Source organism: Bacillus sp. LL01, from assembly GCF_001037965.1.
Map to the genome: position 1 here is coordinate 444,112 of NZ_LFEL01000003.1, position 17,408 is coordinate 461,519.

Here is a 17,408-nt window from a genome sequence, read left to right on the forward strand (position 1 = left end):
AGAATGTTTTTGCTTTAGGAATTTCGGCTGTGTTCGGAGCGTTTGGCGAATACTCTCACGCGAAAATCAACTGCGATGTCCAACAGAGCCAATAGTTATGAAAATTGTTATAGGAACGTGGATTTAGGAGGATTTTATATTGGAACAGTTAGTGAAGGATTTAAAAGAAAAGGAAGTAGGTAAAGTACTACCAAATGAACCCTTGGCAAATCATACGACCATGAAAATCGGTGGACCTGCTGATATTCTCGTGGAACCGAATAGTCTGGAAAAACTGCAGGAAACGATGAAACTCATTAGTAAATATAATGTTAAATGGACTGCAATCGGACGCGGCTCCAACCTTTTGGTTTCCGATCTCGGAATCGAAGGAGTCGTTATAAAGCTTGGAGCCGGCATGGATCATATGGAACTGAAAGGAAACGAAGTCCATGTGGGTGGAGGCTATTCCCTGATTAAGCTTGTGACTATCATCAGTAAAAAGGGGCTTTCCAACCTTGAGTTTGCTGCTGGCATCCCCGGAACTGTCGGAGGGGCGGTTTATATGAACGCAGGCGCACATGGATCCGATATGTCCAAGGTCCTTCAAAAAGCCCATATTCTTTTTGAAGATGGAAAAATGGAATGGTTGACTGCTGAAGAGTTGAACTTTTCATATCGGACATCCTTGCTTCAAAAAGAAAGGCCAGGTATCTGCCTTGAAGCAGTACTGAATGTAGGAGAAGGGGATAGGGAGGAAATCGTTGCCTTGCTTCAAAAGAATAAAGATTATCGCAGGGATACTCAGCCATTTACTTACCCATGTGCTGGAAGCATATTCAGAAATCCACTTCCTAATTATGCGGGACAGTTAATTGAGAAGGCCGGGTTAAAGGGATATAAAATCGGTGGAGCAAAGGTTTCCGATATGCATGCGAACTTCATTGTTAATGATGGTGGAGCTAAAGCGCAGGATGTATTGGATTTGATAGATTTCATCAAAAAAACAGTAATGGAAGAAAACAATATTAAGCTTGAAACGGAAGTTGAAATTATAGGAAGAAAATAGTAGTTTTTTTCCGTATTTTCACCCCATATATGATATAATTATGCTAGAAAATTAATGCATAATAACAGCGTGCTAAAGGGCGCGCGGTGGGGTGAAATAGTTTTAAATGGAAAAAGGGAAAGTAGTGACGCTGGAAGATCGTGTACCTAAAATCAAACAGCAGAGAAAGCACAAGACAAACAGAAGATTGATTATATATTTGTCCTTATTTTTCATTTTATTGTTTTTGATTATTTACTCGCAATCTTCATTCAGTAAAGTTTCCGGCATAGCTGTGGATGGAAATGTACATGTATTAGATGATGAAATCATTAAGATCAGTGAGATTACAAATGAGACAAGCATCTGGCGTGTGAATGTAGAGAAAGTATCTGAATTGATTCAGCAGCATAAAGAAATTTCTGGTGTTGAGGTTCAGAGAAAATTTCCCAATAGTGTAGAGATCAGTATTGAAGAATATAAAAGGGTCGCATATATATATGAAAGCGGAAACTATTACCCTGTCATGGAAAATGGTAAAATGCTTTCTGTTTTGGACGATAAGGATGCTTTGCCTGACGATGCACCACTTATGATGAATTGGAAAAACGGAGAAATGGTCGAGAATTTTATCGTGGAGCTGATAAAGCTGCCGGAATCCATCATTTACTCCATCTCGGAAATACATCATACACCTACTGATATCGACCCTTATCACATCACGATGTTTATGAATGACGGTTTTGAGGTCAGTGCAACAATTAGGGATTTCTCGAGAAAAATGGTTGCATACCCTTCCATAATCGAACAATTAGATCCATCTGTTAAAGGGATCATTAACTTGGAGGTAGGTACATTCTTCAAACCGTACGAATCAGGTGGAGAGGAAGAGGAAGAAACAGATGAAAGTGACAGGTAAACATGTTGTCTTATCTTTCGTTTGTCTAGTCCTTGGTTTTATCGTCTCTTATTCTTATCAACTTACACAAGAGGAAGAAATCTTAGGTACAGACAGACAATGGCAACGTGATCGGGCAATTAGGGAATCATTGATCAGAACGGAAGAGAGGAACCTTGAACTTCAACAAGAGCTCCAGAAAAAACAAGAGGCTGTGCAAAACATTGAGGAAGAACTTGCTGCAGGTGAACAGCTACTATTTAATCTGGTGGAAGATGTGGACAAGCTCAGAATGTATAATGGGAATGTCAAAGTTCAGGGGGAAGGGGTGGAGGTAACGCTAGCTGACGCTTCCTACGTCCCCTCGGAAGAGAATATCAATAATTACATCGTACATGAAAACCATGTATTCAAGGTGATGAATGAACTGTTTATATCCGGTGCTGCTGCAATAGCCATTAACGGACAGAGAATCACCAAGGATTCATACGTCATCTGCAATGGCCCCGTAATAACTATTGACGGAAATCAATATCCGGCTCCATTCGTTATTACCGCTATAGGAGATTCCGAGGTTCTGATTCCGGCTCTTAATATCCTGGGCGGGGTGAAGGATCAACTGATAGCAGACAATATTACAGTGAAAATGCAAAAGAAGGATTTAGTAGTTCTTGACCCGGTAATTCGATAAACTCTGTTTAAAGCCGGCTTTAAGGCTTATTGCATGCTTTATGAGGTTAGGTGTACAAGTTGGACAAACGTAAATTCAGTTTTACAATTATAACAGTTATTGTTGGTTTGATGATTGCCATACAATTTCAAACAGTGAAACAACCTATTATCCGTGATACTCGTGATACATGGCAGCTTCGCAGTGACTTGAATCGTGAACAGGAAATTCAGTCCCAGATAATCCATGAAATCAGGAAGTACGAAGGAATGCTGAAAGAGTATTCCAAAGAACGGGAAGAATCCAAAGAAAATATCGTACGTGAAACCTTGGAAGAACTAAAAAAAGAAGCAGGGTTAACCGAAATGAATGGACCAGGCATTAAGATGACAGTCAAACCTTTATTTGATGAAGACATAATCGGGAACGTGCAGGAAAATATATCTGCAGATCTTTTAAGAAGATTTGTAAATGAATTGAATTCCTATGGTGTTGATGAAATAAGCATTGCCAATCAGCGGGTTGTAAGCAATACGGTCATTAGAGAAATCAACGGCCGTACGAAAGTGAACAATGCTTGGATACCTAATGCGAATTTTGAAATCATTGTGATTACGAGTGACCCGACAAAGCTCTATAACCGATTGCAGGTATCAAGGGCAATGGATGAATTTGCAATAGAAAACTTATTATTGGAAGTTTCCACCCCTATCAATCAAGTAACTGTGCCTGCTTATGACGAGCAGATCCGTGTGAAGTATATGGAACCGGTTAAAGCTGGGAAGGAGGGGAACTAACCATGTGGCTTCCTCTCCTGGGGTTGATTATAGGAATTGTCTTGGGACTCTATTCCGAAATTCGTGTGCCGGACGAATATTCCAATTATTTATCGATAGCAGTGCTTGCTGCGCTCGATACTTTGTTTGGAGGAATACGTGCTCACCTGCAAAACAATTATGATGATAAAGTATTTGTATCAGGATTCTTCTTTAATATCCTGCTTGCTGCAAGTTTAGCTTTTCTAGGCGTACATCTTGGTGTAGACTTATATTTAGCTGCAGTTTTCGCCTTCGGAGTAAGGCTATTCCAAAACATAGCAGTGATTAGAAGGATATTATTATCCAAATGGTCACTCTCTAAAGAAAAAAACGAAAAAAAATGATTTTAAAAAAGGGAAAACATCATATTTGTGGAATACTTTCTAATATAATATGTTTTTTCAGGTGTTGTTCTTAAATAATTAGTTGTTTTTTAGGAGTAGAAGGAGGTGCCATAGAATGAACAGCAATGAAATATACGTCAGTTTGGACATCGGTACATCCAGTGTTAAAGTAATCATTGGAGAAATGGTGAATGATACTTTAAATATTATTGGAGTCGGTAATGTAAAATCAACAGGATTAAGAAAAGGATCTATAGTAGACATAGATGAAACTGTTCATTCCATTAATAAGGCAATTGAACAGGCTGAGAGAATGGTAGGGATGCCGATTAATAGAGTGGTTGTCGGTGTCACTGGAAACCATGTACAGCTTCAGGATTGCCATGGAGTGGTGGCCGTTTCAAGTGAAAACAGGGAAATAGGGGATGAAGACATCGCTCGCGTCATTGATGCAGCACAGGTCTTTTCCATACCCCCTGAAAGAGAAATCATCGACTGTATCCCTAAGCAGTTCATCGTGGATGGGTTGGATGAAATCAATGATCCGAGAGGGATGCTTGGTGTTCGACTTGAGATGGAAGGTACCATTATTACAGGATCGAAAACAGTCTTACATAACTTACTGCGTTGTGTAGAGAAAGCAGGGCTGGAAATTACGGATATCTGCCTGCAGCCGCTTGCATCAGGATCTATTGCTTTATCGAAGGATGAGCGTAATCTTGGTGTGGCACTTGTGGATATAGGTGGTGGGTCGACTACTATTGCCGTTTTTGAAGATGGGTTCTTGAAAGCCACTAGTGTTCTACCTGTTGGCGGGGAATACATCACCAAGGACATTTCAATAGGATTGCGCACTTCCACAGAAGACGCAGAAAAAATCAAACAAAAACATGGACATGCATTCTATGATCATGCTTCCGATGAAGAAGTGTTCAGTGTACCTATTATTGGAAGTGATCAGCATCAACAGTTTAGCCAACTTGAAATTTCTGATATTATAGAAGCAAGAATGGAAGAGATTTTCGAGCTTGTGCAACATGAGATTAAAAGATTAGGTGTCCGCGAGATTCCAGGCGGATTTGTATTGACTGGCGGAGTAGTATCGATGCCAGGTGTGCTGGAATTGGCGCAACTGATACTTAACAACAATGTAAGGAAAGCTGTTCCGGATTATATTGGCGTGAGAGAGCCTCAATATACAACAGGAGTGGGACTTATCCAATTTGCATATAAAAATGCAAAGCTGCAAGGCAGAAAAATTGAAGCTACCACAGCACCAAGCGAATACCCAGAAAAACGTAGTGGAAAACAAACTCAGCAAAAAGGAAAGCAAACAAAGCCTGTAAACGAAGAAGAAAAAGTGGGCAATAAAGTTAAGAAATTCTTCGGATTATTCTTTGAATAACTAAAGATATTGTTAACCGGGGAAACCATAGCTGTTGATTGTAGCACGGGGTGAAGACTCCAGCGGGAGGTAGCGGTAGACTTGAGACCCCTGAAGCGTTGCGAGGAGGCTCAAGCACCGCCCCGCGGAAAGCGAAACCCAGTGCGGAAATCAACAGCGGCGTTAAACAGGTCTTTATATAAGGATAAAGCTTATGTTTGCAAGTACTTTCGAGAAATAGGAGGAACAGTCATGTTAGATTTTGATAATAGTATCGATCAATTAGCTACCATAAAAGTAATCGGAGTTGGGGGAGGCGGAAACAACGCTGTAAACCGTATGATAGAACATGGTGTTCAAGGAGTGGAGTTCATCGCAGTAAATACGGATGCTCAAGCTCTAAACCTATCAAAAGCAGAAGTAAAAATGCAAATTGGCGGTAAACTAACTCGCGGACTTGGTGCAGGTGCAAATCCTGAAGTCGGTAAGAAAGCTGCTGAAGAAAGCAAAGAGCAATTGGAAGAAGTACTCAAAGGTGCGGACATGGTTTTCGTAACTGCTGGTATGGGTGGAGGTACCGGTACTGGTGCTGCACCTGTTATCGCTCAGATTGCGCGAGACCTTGGAGCTTTGACAGTCGGTGTTGTAACAAGACCATTCACTTTCGAAGGCCGTAAACGTGCAACACAAGCAGCAGGCGGTATTGCTTCCATGAAAGAAGCTGTAGATACTTTAATCGTAATTCCTAACGATCGTCTTCTTGAAATCGTTGATAAAAATACGCCAATGCTTGAAGCGTTCCGTGAAGCGGATAATGTTCTACGTCAAGGTGTACAAGGTATCTCTGACTTAATCGCTACTCCAGGTTTAATTAACCTTGACTTTGCTGACGTGAAAACAATCATGTCCAACAAAGGTTCCGCGTTAATGGGAATCGGTGTAGCAACTGGTGAAAGCCGTGCAGCAGAAGCGGCGAAAAAAGCAGTATCTTCACCACTACTTGAAACTTCCATCGACGGAGCTCAAGGTGTTCTTATGAACATTACCGGCGGAACAAACCTTAGCTTGTATGAAGTGCAGGAGGCTGCCGATATCGTAGCATCCGCTTCTGACCAAGAAGTGAACATGATCTTCGGTTCTGTTATTAACGAAAACCTTAAAGATGAAATTGTTGTTACGGTAATTGCGACTGGTTTCAGTGAAGCTGAAATCAACCACACAAAACAAGGTGCACGTCCGGTTTTCGGCGCTCAAAAGGCACCTTCTCAAAAACCGCAACAACGTGAAGTGAGACGCGAGGAACCTGTTCACCAACAGCAGGAACAGCAACCACAGGAGCCACGCCGTCAGCAACAACCTCAACAACAGGAAGAAACTTTGGATATTCCAACGTTCCTGCGTAACAGAAACCGCCGCCGCTAATCTGTATTAGCTGGCTTAAATAAAAAGAAGCACCAAACCAATCATTGATTGGTTTGGTGCTTTTTTGGTTTAGATGTTTCGCTAACACAAAAACCCTCAACACCCCCTCCGACAAATAAGCAAAAAAACCTTCAAAAATTGTATTCTACTATCGGCAGGAACTGACAGACTTTCTACTAGCAGTGATTTATACTAGTTTCAAAACTAAAAGGTATAAATGAGGGACTCAATGTGACCGTATATTTAGATGCAATCTGGCTACTGAATTTCGGCTTTGATTTTCTGCTTTTAAAGATTACAGGTCTGATCCTGAAGCGTCAGGTCGTGACCTGGAGGCTATTACTTGGGGCGTTTATCGGCTCTTTAATTGTAGTACTCATGTTTACACCTGCACAAATGCTTGTAGCAAACCCTTTTGTGAAAATGTTCCTTTCTCTCACTATCATTCTTACAGCATTCGGCTTTCACAGATTAAGGACTTTTCTAGAGAATCTGACCGTGTTCTATGTAACAACCTTTGCGGTTGGGGGAGGCATGTTAGCGGTCCATTATGCATTGCAAGTCGATCAGCGTTTTGCAAACGAGAGCATTCAAAGCCTTACAAGCGGACTTGGAGACCCAGTTTCATGGATGTTCGTTCTCATCGGTTTTCCGGTACTTTTATACCTTTCCAAAAAGCAATTTAGTGCAGTGGAAACAAGAAAATTCAAATATGATCAACTCGCCACTATTACAATTACAATTGAAAAGGATGTGATCTCGTTATCAGGTCTCCTGGATAGTGGTAACCAACTTCTGGACCCTATTACCAAAACTCCTGTCATGATAGTAGAAGTGGCAACTCTTCAAACATTCATCCCAGAAGAAATCATACAAGCTATGGACTCCATAGAACAAACGCAAGGTTGGCCAACTTTTTCAGATGAAACCAGGTGGGTCGAGAGGATCAGAATCATACCTTACCGGGCAGTTGGAAAAGAAACAACTTTGATGCTGGCAATTAAACCGGATAAGGCAATCATTCACCATGATAACAAGCGGTATGAAACAAGTAAGTTCCTATTGGGACTAACAAAAACACAGCTTTCCTCCGAAGGGGACTATGTTTGTATTGTTCATCCTAAAATGCTTCAAGGAGAAGTGGTGGAGCGGGTTTCATAAAGATAGCAAATCAAGAATCTATCTAACCATCATAGTAGATTGGATCTGCATTGATAGGACCTGAGAGCAAGTGAATTGATGGCATAAATAGCTAACGTTAAGATTGCCAGCTAGAGTAACCAGTCGGTCCGTAAATAAAAGGAGGAGTTATTTTGGGTAAATTAAAAATAAAGATCACCTATTTATGGTACAAATTATTAATCAAATTGGGATTAAAAACAGATGAGATCTATTACATCGGGGGAAGTGAAGCACTCCCACCACCTTTGTCAAAGGAAGAAGAAGCACATCTACTTATAAAATTGCCTAAAGGTGACCAGGCTGCAAGATCCATTCTGATCGAAAGAAACTTGAGACTTGTCGTCTATATTGCAAGAAAGTTTGAGAACACGGGGATCAACATTGAGGACTTAATCAGTATCGGCACAATCGGACTCATAAAAGCTGTTAATACATTCAATCCGGAGAAAAAGATTAAGTTGGCTACGTATGCCTCAAGATGTATTGAAAACGAAATATTGATGTACTTAAGAAGAAATAATAAGGTGCGTTCGGAGGTTTCTTTTGACGAACCTTTAAATATTGATTGGGATGGAAACGAGCTGTTATTGTCAGACGTTCTCGGTACAGAAGAAGACATCATCACAAAAGACCTTGAAGCCAATGTGGATCGTAAACTCCTTATGAAAGCACTTGAACAACTTAATGATCGAGAGAAACAGATTATGGAACTTCGTTTTGGGCTCATTGGTGGTGAAGAAAAGACGCAAAAAGATGTAGCTGATATGTTGGGAATCTCGCAATCATATATCTCAAGATTGGAAAAACGAATCATTAAAAGGTTAAGAAAAGAATTCAACAAAATGGTTTAAAAAATTTTCAGGCAAAAATTCCAGTACTAATAAGCATTGTCATTATTTGTCAGAATAGATAGATTTCTGCATATGCATATTTTTCCCTCCTGAGGAGATACTTAACTCTGAACAGCAACTCCTGTAAGGAGGGGAAAGAATGACACGTAATAAAGTTGAAATTTGCGGTGTGGACACCTCAAAACTTCCCGTTCTGAAAAATGAAGAAATGCGGAAGTTATTTCGTGAAATGCAAAGTGGTGAACTATCCGCTCGTGAAAAACTTGTTAATGGTAACCTAAGGCTTGTATTAAGTGTTATTCAACGGTTTAATAACCGTGGAGAATTTGTTGATGACTTATTTCAAGTAGGGTGCATTGGGTTGATGAAATCCATTGATAACTTCGATTTGGGTCAGAACGTTAAGTTTTCTACATATGCAGTGCCGATGATCATCGGAGAAATCAGACGTTATTTACGTGACAATAACCCGATAAGAGTGTCGAGGTCGTTGCGTGATATTGCCTACAAAGCGCTGCAAGTGAGAGAAAGGTTAATGAGTGAAACATCAAGGGAACCGACGGCTGAAGAAATTGCGAAAGTTTTGGAAGTACCTCATGAAGAAATCGTTTTCGCACTTGATGCCATACAGGACCCTGTTTCTCTTTTCGAGCCGATCTATAACGATGGTGGAGATCCCATATATGTATTAGATCAAATAAGTGATGAAAAGAACAAGGATATCCAATGGATTGAAGAAATTGCATTAAAAGAAGGCATGCGGCGATTGAATGACAGAGAAAAGCTCATTTTAAGAAAACGGTTCTTTCAAGGAAAAACACAGATGGAAGTTGCTGATGAAATCGGAATTTCGCAAGCTCAAGTATCTCGCCTGGAAAAGGCGGCAATCAAACAGATGAACAAGAATATTCAAAGCTAATGCAGGATAATATAAAGAAAAAGAATCAGTGTCCTATGCAACAAATGGGCACTGATTCTTTTTTTTGGACAAGTTATTTGGTTTTAAGGTTTTTTTGAATGCAGTTACCATGTTGATTGGAGTGAAAGGCGCGAAGACTCCTGCAGGGGAGTAGCGACAATCTTGAGACCCCGCAGGGTGCAGCAGCAGCCCGAGGAGGCTCAAGGTCGCCCCGCGGAAAGCGAAGCTATTTGCGGAAATCAACAGCGGTGTACACCCAAGAACTAAAATTCAGTACTTTTTCAGTGGCCTCCAGGATTGCCGAGGAGGCTGCCGGACCGCCCACTGGAAAGCGAAGCGCCTGTAACGGAGATCAACAGTTAAATGCAAATCTAAAGGTTTAACAGAATGTGTCTAAAATCTAAGTTGAAACTATTTCATTTTCCCTTCATGAAGATGGAGTCAAGTATCATATAGTTTAATATGATGTAAAAAATGGGGGAATGGCAATGGTGAAAATATCTGATTTTCAAACGAAAGATGTTGTAAGTGTTTCAGATGGAAAAAAGCTTGGAAACATCGGTGATATTGATATTAATTTAACAAATGGAAAAATTGAGGCCATTATCATTACAGGCGGGGGAAAGATGCTTGGTTTTTTTGGGAAAGATGAAGAAGTTGTCATCCCGTGGCGTAATATTGTTAAAATTGGTGCTGATGTAATACTTGTTCGTTATCAAACGAAGATAGAAACAGCTTACGAGGAATAAAACGCGAAAAAAGCTGTCGAAACATACATTATAATTCAATGTTTATAGAAAAATGTGGTACAATATGAAGGAATATCAGCGTAATCAATAAAGAAGGTGTCACAAATGACAGAGCCATTTGTTCTAGAAAAAGAACAAGCGTTGACTCTCCCACGTTGGAAAAGAAAAAATCCGGACTTGGTTGTCGGCTTTACAACAAAAAATGGAGGAGTCAGTGAAGGACATTTCAATACACTAAATATGGGCTTGCATGTTAAGGATTCAATAAAGGCAGTTTGTCAAAACAAAGAGATTCTTGCTGAACTATTGAACATGCCCACCGGAAATTGGGTGGGCTGCGATCAAACCCATGAAGATAATATTGTAAGAGTTGAAAGATCCCATACAGGCAAAGGGGTATATACTTATAGTACTGCACTGGCAGGTACTGATGGCATATACACAAATTGCAAGGATGTATTGTTAACACTATGCTTTGCTGATTGCGTACCATTGTATTTCTTTGCTCCTGATCATTCCATGGTTGGAATTGCCCACGCTGGTTGGAAAGGCACAGTTAAAAACATTGCAGGCAAGATGATAGACAAATGGAAGTCGGAAGGAATAAACGCTGATTCTGTTCTTGTAGCGATTGGCCCATCCATTTCCGCTCAAGCCTATGTTGTGGATGATTTTGTTGCTGATAAAGTTAAGGATGCTCTTTCTTCTGAAACACAGGAAGGTTTTTTGAAAGTAGTGTCCAAAGGGCAATTTGAACTGGATTTAAAAAGAGTAAATTATGAACTTCTCTTGCAATCTGGCGTCAAAGAGGAAAACATACTTTACAGCTCTTTTTGTACAAGCTCGGATGATTCCTTGTTTTTTTCCCATCGGCGAGATAAGGGGAAAACTGGAAGAATGATGAGTTTCATCGGTTTGAAAGGAGCGAATGGATAATGAGTAATCTGCGTTCAGTCGAGGAAAACCTTGGAGAAATCCGGGAAAACATCCGTGATGTATGTGAACGAACAAATCGTTCGCCGGAAGAAATACAAATAATTGCTGTTACTAAATATGTTTCAACTGAAAGAGCGGAAGAAGCCGTCACTTCAGGAGTAAAACACTTAGGTGAAAATCGAGATGAGGGCTTACTGAAGAAATGGGATGTACTCTCCAATCAGGCAACATGGCATTTCATCGGATCATTGCAATCCAAAAAAGTGAAGAAAATCATTGATAAAGTGGATTATATCCACTCCCTAGATCGTGAATCACTGGCAGAAGAGATACATAAACGTGCTGATAAGACTGTAAAATGCTTTGTCCAAGTAAACGTATCAGGGGAGAATTCTAAGCATGGTCTTTCGGAAGAAGGTGTGCTTGAATTTGTAGAAAAACTCAAAGCCTACCCGAGTATACAAGTGGTTGGATTAATGACTATGGCACCTTACACCGAGGATGAAACAGCATTGCGGAAATGTTTTCGTGGTCTGAAGTCGCTTCAACACCAAATTCAAGTGATGAACCTGCCATATGCACCATGTGAAGAATTGTCCATGGGCATGTCCAATGACTATATGATAGCTATTGAAGAAGGTGCAACATTTATCCGTATTGGAAGTGCGCTTGTCGGAAACGAACAATAATTTGGAGGTGTAAGGCATGACAATTAAATCGAAATTCAAAAGCTTCTTTGCTTTAGATGACGATGAGTATGAATACAAGGAAACGGATGCATATGAGGAAGAAGAGACAGTTGAGGAGACCAGAAGGACAAGATCTGGTACGACCCAACCGGCTAAACAAAATGTGGTAAGCCTGCAAAGTGTCCAGAAGACATCTAAAGTGGTCCTATATGAGCCAAGGTCTTATTCGGAAGCACAGGATGTTGCAGATCATTTAAAGAATCGCAGGGCTATCATAGTCAATTTGCAGAGAATTGACATGGATCAGGCGAAAAGAATTGTGGATTTCCTAAGCGGCACCGTTTATGCCATTGGCGGTGATATCCAGCGCATCGGACAGAATATTTTTCTGTGTACTCCCGATAATGTGGATGTATCTGGATCGATATCAGAAATTATGCAGCAAGAGCAGGAAGAATATACTGACAAGAGGTGGTAGACGTACATGGATATGTTCTTTTATTTACTAGACAGATTGGTTTTTTTCTATACAATTGCTTTAATCATCTATATTTTCATGTCTTGGTTCCCAGGAGCCAGGGAATCTTCATTCGGTAGAATACTGGGAAGAATTTGTGAGCCCTACCTGGACATGTTCCGCCGAATCATTCCGCCGCTTGGGATGATTGATATTTCCCCGATCGTAGCTATTTTTGTATTAAGATATGCAGTATTAGGGTTGGCGGCACTGTTTAGAATGCTGGGTCTTTATTAAAAAGTAGGGGATCTCGTATAAGCGGATTCCCTATTTAACTTTTGTATGAGTAGAGTGATAATATGAGTATTTATCAACACTTTCGTCAGGAAGAGCATGAGTTTATTGATCAGGTACTGGAATGGAAAGAGACAGTAATGGACCAGTATGTAGCCAAACTGACAGACTTTCTAGACCCACGTGAACAAGATATCGTGAGAAGTGTTATTGGAAATAATGATGATGTCATGCTTGCTCTTCACGGTGGAGCAGAGGGAGCAGAAAGGAAGCGTGCACTTCTGTATCCGCCTTACCTCACGCCCACAGCAGATGATTTTCTATTAAAGGCATATGATTTGTCTTATCCGGACAAATTTGTTCAGATTGAACATAGGCAAATACTCGGTTCATTAATGGGGATAGGCTTAAAAAGAAGTAAATTCGGTGACATCTACTTTCACGAAAAAAATGTACAGTTAGTTTTAAGCTCGGAAGTAAGCACATTTGTCGAGCTTCAATTCCAGGAGGTGGGCCGAGTAAAGATATCTCTTACCACTTTACCTCTGAGCGGATTGAATGCGACCGAATCCAGCTGGGAAGAAAAGTCGACCACAGCAGCTTCATTAAGGTTGGATGTTATGATAGCTTCCATCTACAATCTCTCCAGGCAAAAAGCCCAGTTGCTGATCGACGGGAAAAAAGTGAAAATCAACTGGAAACTTGTAGAGCAGACTGCGTTTGAATGCCAAGAAGGGGACATCCTATCTGTAAGGGGCTATGGCCGAAGTAAACTCGTCACCATTGATGGAAAAACGAAAAAAGACAAATGGAGAATTATTGTAGGAAAACAAAAATAATTTATTGTTTGGCAGGAAATCGAGTAAACCTGTCGAATAATGTTAAGTACTAGAAGAGATTTTAATGGAGGTGGCATCAATGCCCTTAACACCGCTTGATATTCACAATAAAGAGTTCAATAAGGCTTTTCGTGGTTATGATGAAGATGAAGTAAATGAATTTCTTGATCAGGTCATCAAGGACTATGAAATGATTTTACGCGAGAAGAAAGAACATGAGGAAAAGGCAAAAGAATTAAATGACCGCCTATCTCATTTTACTACCATTGAGGAAGCTTTGAATAAATCCATTTTGGTGGCGCAAGAATCCGCGGAAGATGTAAGAAGGAACGCACAGAAGGAAGCCAAGCTGATCATTAAGGAAGCGGAAAAGAACGCTGACCGCATCATTAACGAATCACTATTAAAGTCTAGAAAGCTGCAAGTGGAGATCGATGAGTTGAAAAAACAATCAAAGATTTTCCGAAACCGTTTCAAGATGCTTGTTGAAGCACAATTGGAACTTATTGATAATGATGACTGGGACCACTTGATGCAATATGAGGAAAAAGATAAAGAATTAGAAGAAAGTGGAGTATAACCTTGACGATATAAGGTTATATTCAGTATAATAACGAAACAAATCAAAGTTTTTTCATATGATAGATAAATGAACTTATTAACATCATACAGAATAGAAAGCGTTGATAGGGACAGTAGTTTCTCTTACCACTTATAAAAGCGAATCGGGGACGGTGTAAGCCCGGTATAAGGAGAGAAATGAACATCACCCTGGAGCACTGGACTGAAGGCGGCCCGCTTGTAAGTTCAGTCGTCACATTCACGTTACGAATGCTAAAGTGGACCGGATTCCTGTTAGAATGGCAGGCTGGTCAATTTAGGGTGGTACCACGGGAGATTCTCTCGTCCCTTTTTTGGGATGAGAGGATTTTTTTATTTGTCTTCGTAAATATAGCTTAAGAAGTTTTAAGGATTTCTAGCAGGTGATTGGAGCAAATTGCGTAGACTCCAGCGGGGGAGTAGCGACAATGTTGAGACCCCGCAGTGTAGTGAGGAGGATCAAGGTCGCCCCGCGGAAAGCGAAGCCATTTGCGGAAACCACCAGCGTAGTTAAAACAAACTAAAAAAGTGAAAGTTGGAGGAAATACCATGGAATACAAAGATACCTTATTAATGCCAAAAACGGAATTCCCTATGCGCGGAAACCTACCAAATCGTGAACCGCAACTACAACAAAAATGGGATGAAATGGACATCTACAAAAAGGTGCAAGAACGCACAAAAGACCGTCCGATGTACGTGCTGCACGATGGACCTCCATATGCAAACGGAGACATCCATATGGGGCACGCATTAAATAAAGTATTAAAGGATTTTATCGTTCGCTACAAATCCATGAGTGGCTATCATGCTCCATATGTTCCAGGCTGGGATACTCATGGCCTGCCAATTGAAACGGCATTAACAAAAAACAAAAAAGTGAAACGCAAAGAAATGTCAGTGGCAGACTTCCGTAAATTATGTGAAGAGTACGCATATGATCAAGTTGACCGCCAACGCGAACAATTCATGCGACTAGGTGTTCGTGGTGACTGGTTCAATCCATATATCACCTTAAAACCGGAATACGAAGCCCAACAAATCAAAGTATTCGGAGACATGGCGAAAAAAGGACTTATTTACAAAGGACTGAAACCGGTTTACTGGTCCCCGTCCAGTGAGTCTGCACTTGCTGAAGCGGAAATCGAATACCAGGATAAACGCTCTCCTTCCATCTATGTAGCTTTCAAAGTGGAAGATGGGAAAGGAGTATTGGAAGGTTCTGAACGTTTCATCATCTGGACAACAACACCGTGGACAATTCCTGCAAACCTTGGGATCGCCGTCCATGCGGACCTAGATTACAGTGTAGTGGAAGTGGACGGAGACAAGTTCATCATCGCTGCAGAGCTTCTAGAAACAGTATCGGGCACACTTGAGTGGGAAGATGCGAAAGTGGTAAAAACACTAAAAGGTGCAGAGCTTGAACATGTAGTAGCAAAACACCCATTATACGACCGTACTTCATTGGTTATGCTTGGCGACCACGTAACGACAGATGCAGGAACAGGTTGTGTACACACCGCTCCTGGTCACGGGGAAGATGACTTTATCATCGGAAAAAAATATGGTTTGGATGTACTTTGCCCGGTTGATGCGAAAGGTAATATGACAGAGGAAGCACCAGGTTTTGAAGGCATGTTCTATGATGAAGCCAACAAGCCGATCACAGAAAAGCTACAAGAAGCTGGAGCACTTCTGAAATTGAACTTCATCAAGCACTCCTATCCACATGACTGGCGTACGAAAAAGCCGACCATTTTCCGTGCAACAGCACAATGGTTTGCATCCATCGATAAAATCAGAGATCAACTGCTAGAAGCGGTTGCAGAAACAAAATGGGTACCGGCATGGGGTGAGACTCGTCTTTTCAACATGGTCCGTGACCGTGGCGACTGGTGTATCTCCCGTCAGCGTGCGTGGGGTGTTCCAATTCCAGTGTTCTACGCAGAAAACGGCCAGGAAATCATCACAGATGAAACCATCGACCATGTATCTGCATTATTCAGAGAGCAAGGCTCCAACATCTGGTTTGAAAAAGAAGCGAAAGATCTGCTTCCGGAAGGCTTTACTCATGAAGGTAGCCCAAATGGCACCTTCTTCAAAGAGATGGACATCATGGATGTGTGGTTTGATTCCGGCTCCTCTCACCAATCCGTTCTGGAAGAGAGAGATGACCTGCAGCGTCCTGCAGACCTTTACCTGGAAGGTTCCGACCAATACCGTGGATGGTTCAACTCTTCACTGACAACAAGTGTCGCAGTAACTGGAAAAGCCCCTTACAAAGGGATCTTGAGTCACGGATTCGCTCTCGATGGTGATGGACGCAAGATGAGTAAGTCCCTTGGAAACGTGGTTCTTCCTTCTAAAGTGATGAACCAGCTTGGGGCTGACATCCTTCGTTTATGGGTTGCATCCGTAGATTACCAATCAGATGTGCGTGTTTCCGATAACATCCTGAAGCAGGTTGCAGAGGTGTACCGTAAAATCCGTAACACGTTCCGATTCCTTCTTGGAAACCTTGCCGACTTCGATCCGACAGTAAATGCGGTAGAGGTAAAAGATTTACGTGAAGTGGACCGTTATATGATGGTGAAGCTGAACAACCTTATCACGAAGGTGAAGAAATCCTATGAGGACTATGAATTTGCAGGTATCTACCATGCGGTTCATAACTTCTGCACGATTGAATTGAGCTCTTTCTATCTGGACTTTGCAAAGGATATCCTTTATATCGAAGGAAAAAATCAGCATGACCGCCGTGCAATTCAGACAGTTCTTTATGAGACATTGCTAGCTCTCACAAAGCTTGTGACACCAATCCTTCCTCATACAACAGACGAAGTATGGTCCCACATCGAGTTTGTAGAAGAGGAAAGTGCGCAACTGGTGGATATGCCGGATGTGTTGTCTGTTGATAATTCAGATGCAATCGAAGAAAAATGGGATAAATTCATGTCATTGCGTGACGATGTGCTGAAGGCGTTGGAGATTGCCCGTAACGAAAAAGTGATCGGTAAATCCCTTGCTGCAAAGATCACATTGTATCCGAATGCAGAAACAAAAGCATTGCTTGATTCCATCGAGGAAAATGTTCAACAATTGTTTATCGTTTCCGGAATGGAAGTGGCAGGCGTGAAGGAAGAAGCTCCTGAGAATGCACAGCAGTTTGAAGGCTTAGCAATTTCCGTAACTCCGGCTGAAGGCGAAACATGTGACCGTTGTTGGGTTGTAACGCCAACAGTTGGAGAAGATGCTGACCATCCGACACTATGTGTACGATGTGCTTCTGTTGTAAAAGAGAACTATAGTGCTTAATACTTGAGAAA

At 41.2% G+C, this 17,408-nt stretch carries 18 protein-coding genes and 1 other annotated feature; all 18 genes read left to right on the forward strand.

Annotated features, from left to right (window positions below; all coding sequences use genetic code 11):
* Positions 1 to 139: 139 nt before the first annotated feature.
* On the forward strand, positions 140 to 1,048 hold the full coding sequence (gene murB / locus AB685_RS11740) for a UDP-N-acetylmuramate dehydrogenase (protein ID WP_047970778.1): 909 nt from the start codon (positions 140 to 142) through the stop codon (positions 1,046 to 1,048).
* 106 nt (positions 1,049 to 1,154) lie between these two features.
* A complete protein-coding gene (locus AB685_RS11745; protein WP_047970779.1) occupies positions 1,155 to 1,946 on the forward strand; it encodes an FtsQ-type POTRA domain-containing protein in 792 nt (263 codons plus the stop codon).
* Entirely contained in the window at positions 1,930 to 2,616 is a 687-nt protein-coding gene (locus AB685_RS11750) for a DUF881 domain-containing protein (protein ID WP_047970780.1), read from the forward strand. The genes AB685_RS11745 and AB685_RS11750 overlap by 17 nt, the downstream gene beginning before the upstream one ends.
* Positions 2,617 to 2,666: 50 nt before the next feature.
* A complete protein-coding gene (locus AB685_RS11755; protein ID WP_347230867.1) occupies positions 2,667 to 3,392 on the forward strand; it encodes a DUF881 domain-containing protein in 726 nt (241 codons plus the stop codon).
* Positions 3,393 to 3,394: 2 nt separating this feature from the next.
* Complete coding sequence (locus tag AB685_RS11760; RefSeq protein ID WP_047970782.1) at positions 3,395 to 3,757, forward strand: small basic family protein; 363 nt, start codon at positions 3,395 to 3,397, stop codon at positions 3,755 to 3,757.
* Positions 3,758 to 3,872: 115 nt separating this feature from the next.
* Positions 3,873 to 5,162, forward strand: a complete 1,290-nt coding sequence (gene ftsA / locus AB685_RS11765; RefSeq protein ID WP_047970783.1) for a cell division protein FtsA — start codon at positions 3,873 to 3,875, stop codon at positions 5,160 to 5,162.
* Positions 5,163 to 5,393: 231 nt separating this feature from the next.
* A complete protein-coding gene (ftsZ, locus tag AB685_RS11770; protein WP_047970784.1) occupies positions 5,394 to 6,563 on the forward strand; it encodes a cell division protein FtsZ in 1,170 nt (389 codons plus the stop codon).
* A 231-nt stretch (positions 6,564 to 6,794) separates the two neighbouring features.
* Positions 6,795 to 7,724 (forward strand): sigma-E processing peptidase SpoIIGA, encoded by a 930-nt coding sequence (spoIIGA, locus tag AB685_RS11775; protein ID WP_047970785.1) that lies wholly within the window; start codon positions 6,795 to 6,797, stop codon positions 7,722 to 7,724.
* A 152-nt stretch (positions 7,725 to 7,876) separates the two neighbouring features.
* Positions 7,877 to 8,596, forward strand: coding sequence for an RNA polymerase sporulation sigma factor SigE (gene sigE / locus AB685_RS11780; protein WP_047970786.1), 720 nt, complete (start codon positions 7,877 to 7,879; stop codon positions 8,594 to 8,596).
* Between the two features lie 139 nt (positions 8,597 to 8,735).
* Positions 8,736 to 9,515 carry an RNA polymerase sporulation sigma factor SigG gene (gene sigG / locus AB685_RS11785; protein WP_047970787.1) on the forward strand — a complete coding sequence of 260 codons (780 nt, stop codon included), beginning with the start codon at positions 8,736 to 8,738 and terminating at the stop codon, positions 9,513 to 9,515.
* Between the two features lie 488 nt (positions 9,516 to 10,003).
* Positions 10,004 to 10,264: a YlmC/YmxH family sporulation protein gene (locus tag AB685_RS11790; protein WP_047970788.1), complete on the forward strand. Its 261-nt coding sequence runs from the start codon at positions 10,004 to 10,006 to the stop codon at positions 10,262 to 10,264.
* Positions 10,265 to 10,369: 105 nt separating this feature from the next.
* Positions 10,370 to 11,200: a peptidoglycan editing factor PgeF gene (pgeF, locus tag AB685_RS11795; RefSeq protein WP_047970789.1), complete on the forward strand. Its 831-nt coding sequence runs from the start codon at positions 10,370 to 10,372 to the stop codon at positions 11,198 to 11,200.
* On the forward strand, positions 11,200 to 11,889 hold the full coding sequence (locus tag AB685_RS11800) for a YggS family pyridoxal phosphate-dependent enzyme (protein ID WP_047970790.1): 690 nt from the start codon (positions 11,200 to 11,202) through the stop codon (positions 11,887 to 11,889). The genes pgeF and AB685_RS11800 overlap by 1 nt, the downstream gene beginning before the upstream one ends.
* Positions 11,890 to 11,905: 16 nt before the next feature.
* Positions 11,906 to 12,367: a cell division protein SepF gene (locus tag AB685_RS11805; RefSeq protein ID WP_047970791.1), complete on the forward strand. Its 462-nt coding sequence runs from the start codon at positions 11,906 to 11,908 to the stop codon at positions 12,365 to 12,367.
* Between the two features lie 6 nt (positions 12,368 to 12,373).
* Positions 12,374 to 12,643 carry a YggT family protein gene (locus AB685_RS11810; protein ID WP_047970792.1) on the forward strand — a complete coding sequence of 90 codons (270 nt, stop codon included), beginning with the start codon at positions 12,374 to 12,376 and terminating at the stop codon, positions 12,641 to 12,643.
* Between the two features lie 62 nt (positions 12,644 to 12,705).
* Positions 12,706 to 13,479: an RNA-binding protein gene (locus AB685_RS11815; protein ID WP_047970793.1), complete on the forward strand. Its 774-nt coding sequence runs from the start codon at positions 12,706 to 12,708 to the stop codon at positions 13,477 to 13,479.
* Between the two features lie 79 nt (positions 13,480 to 13,558).
* A complete protein-coding gene (locus AB685_RS11820; RefSeq protein ID WP_047970794.1) occupies positions 13,559 to 14,059 on the forward strand; it encodes a DivIVA domain-containing protein in 501 nt (166 codons plus the stop codon).
* A 94-nt stretch (positions 14,060 to 14,153) separates the two neighbouring features.
* Positions 14,154 to 14,393: a binding site (T-box leader), on the forward strand.
* A gap of 235 nt (positions 14,394 to 14,628) precedes the next feature.
* Entirely contained in the window at positions 14,629 to 17,397 is a 2,769-nt protein-coding gene (gene ileS, locus AB685_RS11830; RefSeq protein ID WP_047970796.1) for an isoleucine--tRNA ligase, read from the forward strand.
* Positions 17,398 to 17,408: the final 11 nt, after the last annotated feature.